This is a genomic window from Veillonella tobetsuensis (assembly GCF_002959935.1).
In the GTDB taxonomy this organism is placed as follows: Bacteria; Bacillota; Negativicutes; order Veillonellales; family Veillonellaceae; genus Veillonella; species Veillonella tobetsuensis.
This window is the reverse complement of the sequence record NZ_PPDF01000004.1, coordinates 47121-62673: the sequence shown is the minus strand read 5'-3', so window position 1 is coordinate 62673 and position 15553 is coordinate 47121. Positions and strand designations below refer to the sequence as shown.

General features: G+C 38.3%; 10 protein-coding genes. All 10 read right to left on the bottom strand.

Annotated elements, in window-relative coordinates; all coding sequences use genetic code 11:
* Positions 1–30 precede the first annotated feature (30 nt).
* Complete coding sequence (locus tag VTHSUH11_RS01480) at positions 31–513, bottom strand: OmpH/Skp family outer membrane protein (RefSeq protein ID WP_059361697.1); 483 nt, start codon at positions 511–513, stop codon at positions 31–33.
* Between the two features lie 108 nt (positions 514–621).
* A complete protein-coding gene (locus VTHSUH11_RS01475; protein WP_105092382.1) occupies positions 622–2790 on the bottom strand; it encodes a BamA/OMP85 family outer membrane protein in 2169 nt (722 codons plus the stop codon).
* A 154-nt stretch (positions 2791–2944) separates the two neighbouring features.
* On the bottom strand, positions 2945–7234 hold the full coding sequence (locus VTHSUH11_RS01470) for a translocation/assembly module TamB domain-containing protein (RefSeq protein WP_105092381.1): 4290 nt from the start codon (positions 7232–7234) through the stop codon (positions 2945–2947).
* Positions 7235–7401: 167 nt separating this feature from the next.
* The gene (locus VTHSUH11_RS01465) at positions 7402–8868 is read right to left on the bottom strand and encodes a TolC family protein (RefSeq protein ID WP_105092380.1); all 1467 of its coding nucleotides are present in this window, start codon (positions 8866–8868) and stop codon (positions 7402–7404) included.
* A gap of 26 nt (positions 8869–8894) precedes the next feature.
* The gene (locus VTHSUH11_RS01460) at positions 8895–10154 is read right to left on the bottom strand and encodes an MlaD family protein (protein ID WP_105092379.1); all 1260 of its coding nucleotides are present in this window, start codon (positions 10152–10154) and stop codon (positions 8895–8897) included.
* Positions 10154–10912 carry an ABC transporter ATP-binding protein gene (locus VTHSUH11_RS01455; protein ID WP_059361692.1) on the bottom strand — a complete coding sequence of 253 codons (759 nt, stop codon included), beginning with the start codon at positions 10910–10912 and terminating at the stop codon, positions 10154–10156. The genes VTHSUH11_RS01460 and VTHSUH11_RS01455 overlap by 1 nt, the downstream gene beginning before the upstream one ends.
* 24 nt (positions 10913–10936) lie before the next feature.
* Positions 10937–11698, bottom strand: coding sequence for an MlaE family ABC transporter permease (locus VTHSUH11_RS01450; RefSeq protein WP_105092378.1), 762 nt, complete (start codon positions 11696–11698; stop codon positions 10937–10939).
* A gap of 28 nt (positions 11699–11726) precedes the next feature.
* Entirely contained in the window at positions 11727–13727 is a 2001-nt protein-coding gene (locus VTHSUH11_RS01445; RefSeq protein ID WP_105092377.1) for a SpoIVB peptidase S55 domain-containing protein, read from the bottom strand.
* Positions 13728–13738: 11 nt separating this feature from the next.
* Positions 13739–14023 carry a biotin/lipoyl-containing protein gene (locus tag VTHSUH11_RS01440; protein WP_059361689.1) on the bottom strand — a complete coding sequence of 95 codons (285 nt, stop codon included), beginning with the start codon at positions 14021–14023 and terminating at the stop codon, positions 13739–13741.
* An 85-nt stretch (positions 14024–14108) separates the two neighbouring features.
* Entirely contained in the window at positions 14109–15449 is a 1341-nt protein-coding gene (locus VTHSUH11_RS01435; protein ID WP_105092376.1) for a phosphodiester glycosidase family protein, read from the bottom strand.
* Positions 15450–15553 lie beyond the last annotated feature (104 nt).

The following is a 15553-nucleotide window of genomic DNA, read 5'->3' as shown; positions in this document are numbered from 1 at the left end:
CACCCTTATCCGATTACTACTGTATCGTTATTATTTTGCATCTGATGCAAGTTTCTTAAGTACTTGATCTGTAATATCTACGCCACCATAAAGAACAGCTTCTTTAGGAAGAACAACGGATAAACCTTTAGCATCACCAACAGATTTAGCAGCTTCCATTGTTTTATTAGCCATCTGTTTATTCATTTCTTCCATTTTCTTTTCTACATTAGCTTGTGCTTCTTGTTTGATTTTTGCTTTAGTCGCATCATCTTGAGCGGCATCTACCTTTGCTTGCATATCAGCTGCTACTTGACTGCGATAATCAGTAAATTCCTTTGCGGCCTTCACATATACAGGATTTTCCGGATTATCTAATCGACTCATGTCGATAATACCAACATTACTAGCAGCGCTGCTGCCTGGTGTGGCCATTTGTGTATACGCCAATGCACCAATACCAATAATAAAAACTGCAGCAATAACAATAGAGAATATTTTCACATTCGTCTTGTTATTCATCATTCTCATCATAATGAACATTCCTCATTTCTGTTAATGTAAGCACTACGAGTGCCATAATAGAGATATTGGTGAAAGCCCCCTCTAAGGAAGGTGCTTTCACCATAATATGTCTCAATATTAGAATTGTGTACCAAAACTGAAGTGGAATTTCTTCTTATCTTTACCAACACCATAGTCAAGTTTAACTGGACCGATTGGTGTAGTAATACGAACACCGGCACCAACGCCATAGTTGAAGCTCTTAGTGTTTTTATACCATGGAACATTTGGTGCATCCCATGCATCACCGATATCTGTAAATAATGCGCCACTTACCTTTTTAACGATAGGGAAGCGGAATTCCAATGTCGCATTATACATATTCTTACCGCGGAATTGATCATCTTCATAACCACGTAATGTATCTGCGCCACCTAATGTGAATAATTGGCTATAAGGTGCATCACCTTGGATAAAGCCACCACGTGCGCGGAATGCTAATACATTTTTGGAACCGATTTTTTTGTATGCACGCATTTCAGCTGTGAATTTATAGAAATCAAAGTCACCGCCTAAGCCATGACCAGCCCATTGTGCAGTGTAGGAAATACGACGACCACGAGTTGGTTCATAAATGTTATCACGGGAATCGTATACCTTTTGCCATGTAATGGAGTTAATAGTACCAAAGTTTTTACCAACATAATTCATACCTTTGAAATCAATACCATTATTTGGTACATAAGTACCATCCATATCATAGCGATACAAGCTGTTAGAATTTTCATCAGGATCAAATCTATAAGTATCCTTGCGAGATTCTAATGTTAAGTAATCACGTGTATATTCACCTGTTTGACGACCAAAGGAGATATTGAAGCCTCTAGATTTTTTATTGTATTCTGCAACTTCACTACCATCACTGTTGTAATCAGTATATTCGTCTTCACGGTTGAAGAAGGAGAAACCAAGAGATGTGCCTCTATGGTCAATCCAAGGTTTCAAGTAAGAAACTTGATAGTTTTTATATTTTTTCTTACCACCGATTTCCCAATGAACTTTGAATTTGTCTCCAGTACCACGAAGGTTTTCTTCACCAAACTCAATGATACCCATCAAGCCATCAGCTTTAGAGTAACCAGCACCTAATGTAATAGTACCAGTTTTATGTTCTAATACGTCGATTTCGATGATTACATTGTTAGGATTTTTATCACCTGGCAACATACGTACGTTTACATCATCAAAGAAACCTAAGTTATATACGCGTTCTACGGAACGACGCACCAAGAATTTATTGAATGGTTTACCAGTTTTTTGTACGAATTCACGAGTAATAACCTTATCGCGAGTTTTTTTGTTACCTGCTGGTACAATCGCTTCAACAATGCCTTCTACGATATGAACATGAATCATGCCATTATCATCTACAGCAATGCCATCTACATGAGCTAACATATAGCCATCACGAGCATAAGCTGCATTAATACCTTGAATTTTTTGACCTACATATACGGAGTTCATGATTTGACCTTCAGGAATCGCCATATAGTTAGTCAATACTTGAGATGTATAAACGGAATTACCTTCGAATACAACGCCGCTTACTACAGGATTAGTTACAACAGCAAAGTCGATTTTTACGCCTTCTGGAACCGTTGTGAAGATAGGATTAACTTCAGAAAGATAACCACTATTACCCAAGCTTTGTATATCTTTAAAAACGCCATCAACAGAAACAGCATCGCCTACTCTTTCAGAAAGCAAGGTCATTAATTGAGCAGCATACTCAGGAGATACGCCAGAAACAGAAAGCCCTGTAATTGTTTTACCTACATATGGATTTACAGTTTCTGCACTAGCAGATGAAACAAATTGTGCTTCAATAGATGTCACAGCTTGTGCTTGACCATTTTCAGCAACCTTATCCAAATCTGTACCGGCTGTTGTTTTGGATATCATTTTAACTTGTTTATCATCAGTCTTTAACGCTGCATTATTAACAGTTACAGTACCATCGGAACCTTGTACTACGGTACCATCAGAAGATAATGTAGTATCACCACGAGCTGCTAAAATAGCCGCATCAGTATCATCTTGTGTATTAGCACCTTTTTCAGTACCTGCATTATATACAGCTGCTTTTGTTGTTGTATCTTCAGTAGTCGCTGCATCTGCAGTAGTGGATGCATTCATAACTGGTGTATAGCCCGTTTGCACTTCCGCAGCAAAAACACTGCCAGTACCCATAACGGCAGTCAACACGGATGCTGCGAGCATACGTTTATAGGCTTTGCTTGTTAACATAAAATCCTCCTAAACTATCCCTCTTAAAGAGTATTAAATCTTTATTATTATATCATATAATACTGGGAATTAGTACTACTATAATTCAATTTTATGAAATTAAAATGACTATAATGAAGGCCCTTATTAAGTTTCTCCATTATAGTCATCATTGTTAAAACTCGCGTGTCCAACGACCACCAATGTATGTACTACCCTGTGATGTATGCCAAGCATTAAATTTAACACTTCGTCTTAACGAATATTCAATACCATATTTGTTTTGCTTATTATTGATTCCCTGTGTATAGGTAATCATCGTTCTTGGCAATACATACTTGCCAATTTCAATGTTATAATTTCCCGCAGTTTCCTTACTAGTCGGTTCATTAGGATCAATCGATCCTGTTGTAATATTCACACGATCTAGGCCCAATACATTTTGCACTGCATCTTGTACATAGCCAAAAGCAAACATTTGCGCACTAGCCACAGCCAAAGCATTCGCATCTTCATTTGTAATAGTACTACTATTCGAAGGCTCGCCACGACCAAAGGTTAACATGGAAATGATTTGTTTCCGTGATAGTGCTGGTTCTGACTTAAGCGTTAAGTCCATATGGTCCACAGTGCCTTTTACACCCAGGCTAATATTATAGTTCCCCACATTTGTATCGGCTTCAATTTGAAGCATCGGCAAGTAAGACCCTGTTGCAAAGGTAGCGGTCCCCTTATTAATATCAAAAGTATGACTTAGATATTTAAAGGTACCACTCACTACATTAAACTGACCACTAGCAGAAGGTTCGAAAACAGAGCCTCCAAAATGAACATCTCCTTTAATTTGCATATTATACAAGGTTTTGTCATAGAGACGCACATTTTTACCAGCGTGAACATTAACATCAATCCCTATATTACGAGTACTTTCACTAGACTCAAGAGCCAATGGAATCTTAAATTTAATATTCTCTAAATTTAAATTCCCCATAAGTGTTGGAATTCCATCTTTTTCTGATATGTAGAGTTCACCGTTTAAAGGTCCATCAACATATTCATTCGCTATATTAAGTCCTTCTAACTGAGCCGCCATACGATAGCTAGTCATCGTATGTCCTGTCCAGTTAATCTTAGCCGCTAACCCTGCAGAACCTTTCCCCATAGATATACGAGACTGGAAGTCACCTTGTTGACCTGAGAAAATCAAATCGCCATCAATATTTTTAATATCATTGCCAAGGCTCTTAATCTTCATGGTACCGTTTCGAACAGATACAGTACCATACGCCTGTGGTTGGTCTAGAGTTCCGGTTATATGAACGACACCTTTCAGCGCACCTGTTGCATCTTGAACAGTATCAGTAACGAGTGGGATAACAGCCATACCTGCTTCATTAAAATCAACAGTCATATCCATAGCTTTAGAATCATTAGCATCAAGATATCCTGTAGTATATAAAGCAGCTAGCGGGATTCTTCCATAAACACTTAGCTTATAATCCCCTTTTGCACCTTGAATACGTTGGACATTGATAACATGATCTTGCATGGTAGCCAATACAAAGCCTTGATCTATGTCAATCCCATTATAAGATCCGTTCGCTAAACTTGCAGAGAGTTCAACCTTAGGATTTTTCGTAGCTCCTGTCATATTAATAACGCCTGTAACGGAACCAGTAGCTTTAATATCCTTACCGATAAGAGGCAAGAATGGCTTGATATCAACATCGCGAACAGCAATTTGTAAATCTGCATCGCCATCCAAATCAATTGTACCGCCCGCTGCAACAAGACCATCATCAACAGGTAACTTTAATGTACGAATTTTAAATTTACGATTTTCTAAAGCTACATCAACTTTTGCATCTCCTACCACTTTGTCATCTATAGATACATTGTTGATAGAACCTACTACATTAATGTTCGGATTATTATAAGTACCACCTAAATCAACGGTTCCGCTCAAAGAACCATCTAATGTATCTACTGGTTTACCAAGTAATGCCAAAAGATTGGATACACGACCATTGGTAATTTGCAAAGTTCCGAAAAGACGCTTATCCCCTACGAGCGACATACCTGCCCGTGCCATATATCGGCCACCATTTTCTTCATCAAAACCAAAGTTTTCTAAATTGATAACGGTCTTATCCGCATAAATCGTGCCATCTACATTGCTAATCCCCTCTCCATTAATTACGAGCAGATTAGAAGTTACAGTTCCATTAAAATTAGGATTATATAAGGAACCGCCAATATGGCCTTTTGCTTGTACATAACCTTTCACATTATAATCTGTATTAACTAACAAGCGACCTACATCTATATCCTTACCGTTTAAATTAATATCTAAGACTGACTCTGATGCGGTGCCAGAGCCACGAATAACAGCACCATAACCTTGAACGGTAAAGTTTGATAGAGTAAGTACCTTATCTTTTAATGTATAGTCAAAATTAGCGTCACTAATTAATTTGCCATTATACGAACCATCATATAAACGAGAATGACCTTGAATGTATGGATTATCTAAGGTGCCGTGAATATCATTTTCAGATTCAAACCAGCCTGTAATCGGTATATTGCTAAATGGCCTAATAAGATTTTCTATGCGAACGGCCTTTGCACGGGCACGCATAGATAAAGCTTTAGATTTCAAATTCAAAGTACCATTAACTGTGAAAGCACCATCGCCATCACCAATAGAGGCATCTTGCAAATCTAAAACATGGTCTTTTATTGTAAAGCCCGCATTAATCGAGTTCAAACGACTGCCATCATAAATTATTTCAGGACTAGTAATGCGCCCCTCTACCGATACATTATCTATATCTCCAGTTACAAGTGCATGGCCCGTAAGCGTGCCAGCTAAATCATTTCCAATAAAACCATTAAAGCTAGTTACATCAATGGAATCTGCGGATAAAGATAAATTTAACTGATTTCCTTCTATAGTGCCATAGCCACTAATCTTACCATTTCCCATATCACCAACAACAGCCACATCAGTGTGATTGCCGGACTTACGGAACGTAGCCTGCGCTGAGTCCACTGCAACACCACTGGAAACGATATTAGAACCTCTAACATCGCCTTCTATAACAGTAATAATGCTATTTTTACCATTAACAAGAACTCTACCATTCATCACACCAGATACAGGATACGATAAATTCTGTGTAAATGAAGCAATTTCTGCATCGTGAATGGTGCTATCCACAAAAAAATCACCACTATCAAAATTATATTGACCCTTAGCTTTTACACTACCGCGACCAACATATAATGTAGCATCACGGATATCTAATGTACTATCATAATAAGCAATATTTGCATCTCCACTATCAATATGGTAGTCCCCATAAGAAAAACCACTACTCTTAATAGTGCCAGACACATAAGGGTCAACACTAGTACCACCAATATGAACACGTCCGCCAACAGTACCACTAATTTGATTTTCCGTGAAAGCCTCTAATGCTACAGAATCTGCTACAGCGTTAAGATTTAATCCTACTTCATCATCTAATGTCACCAAACCGTTAAGTTTTACAGCTTGATTGTTTACATTCCATTTACTTTGGCTGATTAAGATATTTTTATTTTGGAAAAATATACGTCCATTCCCTTCGGTAATCGTATACGTAGATGCTCCATCTTTATAGGATCCGTTAACACCATCAAATGAGAGGTTTCCCGCCATCGTATAGGCCCCATCTCGCCCTTTAATTTGGGTTTTCACATCATGCAATATACCCTTAGATATAGATATATTTTTCTTTATTGGCACAAGATTCATAAAGCCAGAGATATCAACCATATCCGCTTGTACGAAAAGATCAAAATCCTCTGTTTTATTCATATCTACAGAACCATTAAGAGCAAAGGAATGATTATCAAGCAAACCATTCAAAGCCCCTTTTGACATACCATCTAAATTCAACGCAACATTGCCATCCAATTTTGTAAGTCTATGTACATTACCATCCTTAAATCGAATGATACCTGTAGCATCATTAACAACAATGTTCCCATCAAAGGATTTCTTATTACCCTTAGGCGTCGACACAACCAAAGAATTTACATTCCAAGTTCCATCGGCTAATTGCCATACGTGAACCTCAGGTCGTTCCATAGTAATTGTGGACACGATAGCGGATCCCTGAGAAGACCCTTGTAGAATAGATGGTATTGATATCCATTTCAAAGACACTGCCATTGTTGGAACGGTTGCGACCAAATGATTTTGTTCATCTCGAACTGTAACATTCTGTAGTTCCACATCTCCATTCCATGCTATATGCATAGATTCGTATTGGATGGTGCCTCTTACTGTTTTATGTAGTTGTTCCTGTACCATGGGTGCTACATATTGTTGTGCAATAGGATTGATTGTCGTAGTCACTCCTGCTACGCCCAGACCTAAAACAGCTGCACCAATAAGGCACCATTTTTTCCTTGTCATAGGAAACCCCACACCTAAAAAAATACGATAATTTATACATCAATCTTACCATAAACAATAATATTACAATAGTATATGATGCATAAATTTTATGAAATATAAATATCTTAAATGTCTATATCCATAAAAAATGACGACTGCCTAAGCAATCGCCATTCTTTTGAGTTTTATTTTTTTGCACTAGCACTTAAAGCTGCTAGTTGTGCTTCTGCACCACTATTAGCGATAATAACTGCACCTTGACCAACTGGAGTATCAACAGGGACACCTGTAGCTTGTTCAAGAGCAGAAACACTTACATTATAGCTATAAAGAGCATCAACATAATTATTACGTGCTTGTGTTAATTTTAATTCCGCATCAAGTACATCAAGGTTAGTGCCTACCCCTGCTCTATAACGAAGTAATGCAATACGGAAGTTTTCTTGTCCTTCATTAACAGCAGTTTGTGTACTTTGAATTGTTTGTTCTGCAGTGCGTAAATTTAAATAAGCCTGTTGCACTGCAAGATTTACCTTATCTACAGTTGCCAAATTAGCTTCTTTAGCTTTTTCTAAATCTGCATAAGCACCTTTGATTTTATTTTGTGTAGCACCACCATCCCAGAGTTTCCAAGTTGCAGATGCACTGACATGCCAGGATTTAACATCGGTACCAAAGTACCCATTTAGATCAGTATAACCTCGGCCAGCTTCTACACCTATCGTTGGTAAGTAACCAGATTTTGCAGCTTTTAAGTTTTCTTCTGCCGCCTTAACTGTCATAGCAGATTGAACTAATGCAGAACGATGAAGCATCGCATACGCTTTAGCTTGTTCTAAAGACACATCGTATGGTTTATATTGTAAACTTTCTTCTGCCGTAGTAATAGCTGTTTGTACAGGATATGCAATCACTTGATTCAAGCTAGCTTCTGCTAAATCAGCTGCATTCATAGCTTTTACAAGACTAGTTTGAGCATCTGCCAAGCTTGTATCTGCGCCTAATACATCAGAATTCGCTACTAAACCCACATTATATTGAGCTTTAACATTATCTACATGACCTTGATAATCCTTAACAGCTTGTCTTGCTACAGCAGTCTTATTACGATACATAATCAAGGAGTAATAAGCATTAATAGCATCGTATTTAGCTTGTTGTAAAGATTCTTCATATGCAGCACCAGCGCCTTCACGCGTATATCTAGAAGCATCAATACTAGCATCTAAAGACGGACTAAATACAGGCGCAGAAATCGTAAAGTTATGATTACCATTTTTACTACTACCTGCATCGCCACCAGAGCGTTTGCCGCCCCAACTATAGGCAAGAGATGGATTTTTACTAGCAGCAGCTGTACTTACGGCTGCTTTTGCTGCCTGATAGCTCCACATAGTTTGCTTAGCAGTACGATTGTTCGCCAATGCTAAATCAACAGTACTTTCTTCATTTAAAGAAATAGAGGATTCATAGCGTTGTGCATCTTGTACTGATTTTTGGGCTAATTGTTTTTGAGTTAATTGAATGGCTTCTTTTTGAAGTTTAGTGAGTTTATCACCGTTATTGACAGATGTAGAAACAACGTCACTTGCGAATGCACCTGTTGTAGCCATAGATAATATTACGGCTAAAGAAAAGGCCTTCTTATTCATACGTATACCTCCACACAATATGTGTTTTAAAAGACTTGTTTAATACCAAAATAGGTGCCACCATTGGAAGAACCAAATGGACGTGTCATCTGCACAACACCATATGTATTATTATGTAAGCGTATATCAGAGCGAAGTCGATATTTAGGATGATTTAAGTCATACATAGCAGCAGATATAGCAAAAGGCCCACGAGGATTATAGTCTATGCCAAATCCGAGCTTGCTTTCAAAAATACCACCTCGTACTAACCATTTAGAAGCAAAATATTTGCCACCATTTAGATCAAATTTAGTGTCATCGCCAATATTGGAAAGTCCAAACTCGCCCATTCCTTTGTCTGTGTAAATACGGGCACGACCATTGACACGAACTTCATCTTTGTTTGTATTATAAAGCAAATCCACCGAAGGTTCTACTTTAATAGATGACTTTTTTTCAGCTGTATTTACCTCCGAGCCACTATATGTTGCATCGGATTGATATGCCTTACCACCCATCAATTTATTGACACGCGCAGAAATTTGCGCCGTATTATGCAACGTTTCTTTTAAATTCTCTTGTGCTTTAGAATCTGTAACAGTGCCTTCCATAGAGCGAGCCATATTATCTACACGCTCTGTAGTTTGTTTTATATTTGTTAGAATTTGACGCATATCCTCCCCAGCATTGCCATCGGCATTGAATTGTTGAGCCGCTTGGTTTAACTGAGCTGTTACATCCGCCATATTCTGTGTCATTGCTACCGCATTATCAGCCATAATAGCTGTAGATTGCAAAGAATGCTTTAACGCATCTTGCGTTTTAGGGTCTCCAATTATATTGTTGATGGATTGTAGCATTTGCTCTGTACCGTCCATTAATTTTTGAGCACTTTGCATGGCTTGGTCCATCGCATCAACGCCTTCACCCTTAACAGAATCTCCATTTTGTAAATATACAGTAGATTTACCTGGTGAGATTTGAATATACTTATCGCCTAAAAATCCGTCAGATCCCAAGGTAAACCTTGAGTCACTTGGTATTTGTGTCTTCTCATCGATTTTCATCTTTACCACAACGCCAGAAGGAGTAATCTCGATATCGGAAACGCTACCGATAGCAACACCGGAAAATTTAACCTGATTACCATTCTTTAGACCATTTACCTGAGCAAAATCCCCTGTTATTGTCATTTGTGGTTTTGTAAATATATCAACGCGCCCTACAAATAGGATGCCCATTATAAACAACACAATCCCTACAATTGTGAAAGCCCCTACTTTAGCTTCCGTCGTCCACTTCATTATATGTCTCTCCTTGTTACGATATCAATAGCCTCCGCTTCACCATGAATAAATTGTTGCACCTTAGGATTAGGTGAATGTTTAAAGTCCTCTGTTTTTGATACCTCAATAAACTGTCCTTTATCAAGTAATGCTATGCGATCAGCTACATAAAAAGCCGATTGCATATCATGGGTGACAACAATAGATGTACATCCTAAACGTTCTTGCATACCTCGTATAAGCATGCTAATTGTACCAGATGTAATAGGATCTAAGCCTGATGATGGCTCATCATACAAGATAAGCGTTGGGTCAAGGGCAATCGCACGAGCTAGGCTGACGCGCTTTTTCATCCCCCCTGATAACTCATTAGGCATATAGGATTCATATCCGCTTAGCCCAACCCATCCGAGTCTTTCACTAACAATTCGCATAATTTCATCATCACTTAATGTCGTATGCTCTCTGAGACCAAAAGCTACATTCTCGCCTACCGACATAGAGTCAAAAAGTGCGGAATATTGAAATACCATGCCCATCTTCTGGCGTACCTTATTAAATTCTTCCTCTGATAATGTAGTGACATCTACACCATCAACAATAATTTGGCCTGATGTTGGTCGTTGTAAACCTATGAGTAGACGCAATAGGGTACTTTTACCACTACCACTACCGCCTAAAATAACGAGTGTTTCTCCATCTTGAATAGTTAAATTTACAGAATCTAATATCACCCGTGTATCATATGCTACAACTACATCACGTAATTCAATCATATAGCCCTCGTTTGAGATAATCGATTAAAAGAGTAGTGTCGATAGAAAATAGTTTAATACAAACACCAATATGATACTAGTCACAACAGAACTAGTAGTAGAAAAACCTACCGCCTCTGCCCCCATCTTGGTATGCATCCCCTTGTAAGCACCTACAAGAGCAATAACCGCCCCAAAAACACTAGATTTAATTAAGCCTAATGTAAAATCAGAAACAGTTGAAAAAATCTGTATCGAATCTAAATATGTAGCAGGGGCTAACCCTTTTATAGCTGTAGCTACAAAATACCCCCCTGCAATACCAATTGCAACACCGTAAAAGGCAAGGATTGGCACCATAATCATACAAGCTACAACACGGGGTACCACTAGGTAGCCGATTGGATCTACAGCCATAACACGCAATGCATCGATTTGTTCTGTTACCTTCATGGTTCCAATCTCTGCTGTAATAGCTGCCCCCACACGACCAGCTAATACAACACCTACAAGAATTGGTCCTAGTTCACGTCCCATAGCTACCGCCATAAGACCACCAACCGTACTTTGTGCTCCATATGTAATAAGAACATCAGTAATTTGTAGTGTCATTACACCGCCGGCAAATAACAAGGTAAGACTAATGATAGGCAATGAATCTACACCTAAATGAGCCATTTGCTGTAGAACATGCCATATATTAAGCATTTTTAATTGTTTTATGGTTTGCCATATAAGTAACATGGCCGTTCCCACATTAGATAGCCCCGTTATCACATTACGGCCTATCGACTCAAGCCAATTCACAACAGTCCCCCTTTCTTATTTTTAATTCCTATGCCTCTTGTTCTGATGAATCATTAGCAGGTTTGTCTGTAGATGGTTTATTACTAGATGGATCTTCCTTTGAAGGTTTTTCTTTCGCTGGTTTATCCTTTGTAGATTGAGAAGATTTAGTAGTTTTTTTATTACTTTGATCTTCTAATTCCAACTTATGTTCCATCTTAACTTGTTCTTTAGCGCGTTTAGCCAGTGCTTTATCACGATCTTTAACGCTCATAACATGAATAGTAAATTGACCATCACCTTGCACGATATACTCTGTGTCTACAGCAGTTTTATCGTTTTTCTTATCATCATCCTTGCCATCCCCAAGGTCTTCGTTATCTTTTTTCTTTTTAACGTCTCCCGGACTTGGCTTATCTTCAACACCTTGAAGTTTTGCCTTTTTCACGGATTTAGTAGACGCTTCTTCGTTGACAAGGCTAATGCCATCTTCCAAAATCTCTACAACGATCTGATTATTTGTATCTGTCTTTTGTAATTCATCAAACAAATCATCAAAATCTTTGTAAACTTTTAAACGACGCAATATTTCATCGGTTAAATTGTATTTTTGTTTTTCCAAAATATATGGTAGTGGGATTTCACCGCCACCACGAACCTCTAAGGTGTATTTACCGAGTGGTTGATCTTTTGGTACCACAAAGAATACCTCTTTGTTAATTTTTTCCCCACGATAAGGTTCCAATGTAACATCAACTACTATTGTATCACCAGGTGATACGATGGTCGATGATGCTGATGCATCTACCAGTTTCGCGGTTTTCTTATCTTGTGTAATCTCTGTTTCAACATTAATATCTGTGATTTCATAGTTAATAAAACGGTTATTCATAAGTACATCGATAACATTGTAAAATTCATCAACAGTTTTTTCACTAATCGAGTCAGAACTATAGAACATATTCGTCCGCGTTAATGGCTTTTGTTCCTTATTTTTTGGTGTAATGGTATAGGTAATTTTAGCAGTCCCTTCACCACTACGATCCAAGGTTTTATTCAGCATATTATATAATGCTGTAGCCGCCAAGGTAGGGGTCATCTCTTTATCTTCAATGACCTTTACATTAGAGCGCTTATCGCGTCCCATGTCGATATCCTTAAGATGGAAACGTACAGGAATACCGCTTGAAATAGTTCCTGAAACACCAGCGATACCTGCACCACGATCCTCTGTAACAGTGCCCACTTCACGACCCATAGAACCTAGTTTAAAAGCAGATTCATAACTTTTAACAACGGTAAAAATACTTGCATTATGCATAAAGTAATTAGCAGAACCATGCTTTAAAAACGGATGACCAAAGGCCACCATCTGTTTTCCATCAACATAGGTAACAGTGCCAATAGCCCCTAATTTTAAATCGCCATCAACGAGTAATGCTGCTACAGAGCCACCAGCTTCTAATGGTTTTTCAATATCATCACTACTAGAGCTAGCAGTGTCATAGGTCTCATAATTATATTGTGGCAATTTGGATTTAAAATAATCCATAGCCATCTTATCAAAGCCATATGCCATCAATGGTGTTTTCATGGGAATTAATTGTTTATCAGACCATGTGTTAGTCAAATTCTTTTCGTATGGTATATTCCATAATTTCACCATATCTTCAATAGGTGTAATCATGCCGATTGTGCCATCAGCAAAGCCCCAACCATACGCTACGGCACCTACGAGTTTCCCATTTATATATACTGGACTACCACTCATACCATGTGCAATACCTCCAGTCTGTTCCATAACAGGACCAGAGAATTTTGCTAAAATCAAATGTCCCGATGGGCCTTTATCCTTCATGACCCCTAATACCTTGACATCAAAGTTAGATATGGTATCCCCTACTATTACTGTTTTTGCTATACCTTCCATACCAGTCTGTACATCTTGAACAGGCATAAAATCTACTGCCTGTGCGGATGATAGAGCACTACAGAAGAAAAGCGCCAGTATCGTTTTTCTATACCGACGCCAAGAATGAGAAAACTTCATTCCTATCTCCTTTATTTGCTTTCTACAGTGACAACGACTTGATCACGAGAAATATCCGAACCTACTGTGACATCAACTGCAGTCACAGTGCCATTCACTGTGGATTTAGCTGCTGCCATAGGACCTGCCAATGTTTCTACAGTCACTAGTGTTTGACCTTCTGTAACAGAAGTTCCAACAGCAACAGTAGAGGCAACTTTACCTGTTAATACACTTTGGTATGATACAGGGGCCGCCATTACAGAAGTAACGCCCAAAGCTGTTAACGCAGCGAAGGCTAATAAGATCTTTTTCATAACGATCCCTCCTTTTACAATAGAATACATAAAATTATTATACTAAATTTAACTATTTTTTTCAAACAAAATTGCATGCAACTCATTATTTAATAATCAAAATTTTTTCATAAGCTGTCGGTGTTTCCTTTTCCTTATGAACATAATGACCATCAACGTTAATATCAACACTACCTTGGTTAGATAATTCAAATCCATTAATAGCACCTAAGGATTTAAGTAAATCTGCCCCTTCCTCCAAAGTGACACCTACAGAAGACGCATTCTGTTTATCTACAGTAGTTACTACAAGCTTTTCATCCTTTGTGGTTCCAATAAAACTGCGTCGACTATTAGTCGAACTGTCAGATCCCACATAATGATCATTATACAAAATTAATGTACCACCTTCGACCATAGCTCCACCAGCCGTATCAACCTTTGCCAACTCCGATCTAGGTTGTAAAGTAACAGGAGTTCCTACCTTTAAAGCTTTTAAAGAAGGAATAGCCTCTCCATGAGCGGACAGAACAAATTGATTCGTACCTAATATGGAATTCCCTGTACCAACCTTCAATATCTTGCCTGCACTAACCGTTACTTCATAACCAAAGTCATTTGTTTTTGTACTTTTACCATAACTTGGTGTATACAAGGTCAACGCATTATTCCTACGCGGACCATTGACAGCAGTAATCACCAGCGTAGTTTTTGGAGTTTTCGCCTGTAACAAAGGCTTTTTCTCTTCTATAAAATAGCCTCTACTTGGGGTATAACGAAGGACCCCTACCGACTGAATTCGACTTAAATCTACTTCCCCATTAGCACTAACAGAATAAGGTTGATTAAAGCTTTTGCCAGGTAGAGTCAAACCTACAGAAGCAATATGAGGCTGTGAAATAGCATCCAAAGTCTTACCGCCGGATACGGAGGATACAACCATTGGCGCATCACTATTTACAGTCATTGCATAAGCTTGTATCAGACCTTCCTTAACAGAGGTTTTAATATTTGCAGTCTGAATCGACGAGCCTACATGTTTGGTTGTTTTCTGACTATAATCTGAGAATATATCTACTACCAAACGATTTGGATTCGCTAGTGTAAAGGCATGATAATTAACGGCTTGATTGGCGGCTAACTTGACTTGCAATCCATTATTCGTATTCTGAAATGACATGCTTTTCAACATGCCAGCCTTATTTGTTGTACGCTCTGCAGCAGTTGAAATTTTATTAGTAGTATTAGCTAAATTCAATGTAACCGTATTTTGACTAGCATTGTAGGACTTAGTCCAGGACAATGGTAATTCAGACATATCAAAGACGATACGACTGGTTCCATCATAATCCGATACGCGAACACCGGTTAAATCCGCAGCATAAGCTGTCAAGCACGTAGTTGTCATAATCGATGCTGCTATAGCAGCAATTTTAAGGCGCACCATAATTGAACTCCTTTATGATATTTAATGACGATTAGCCTTCTCATGTAAATCATAATCTTATTGATGAAAGCTACTCTATTACTCATTATTAATTTTATACAATC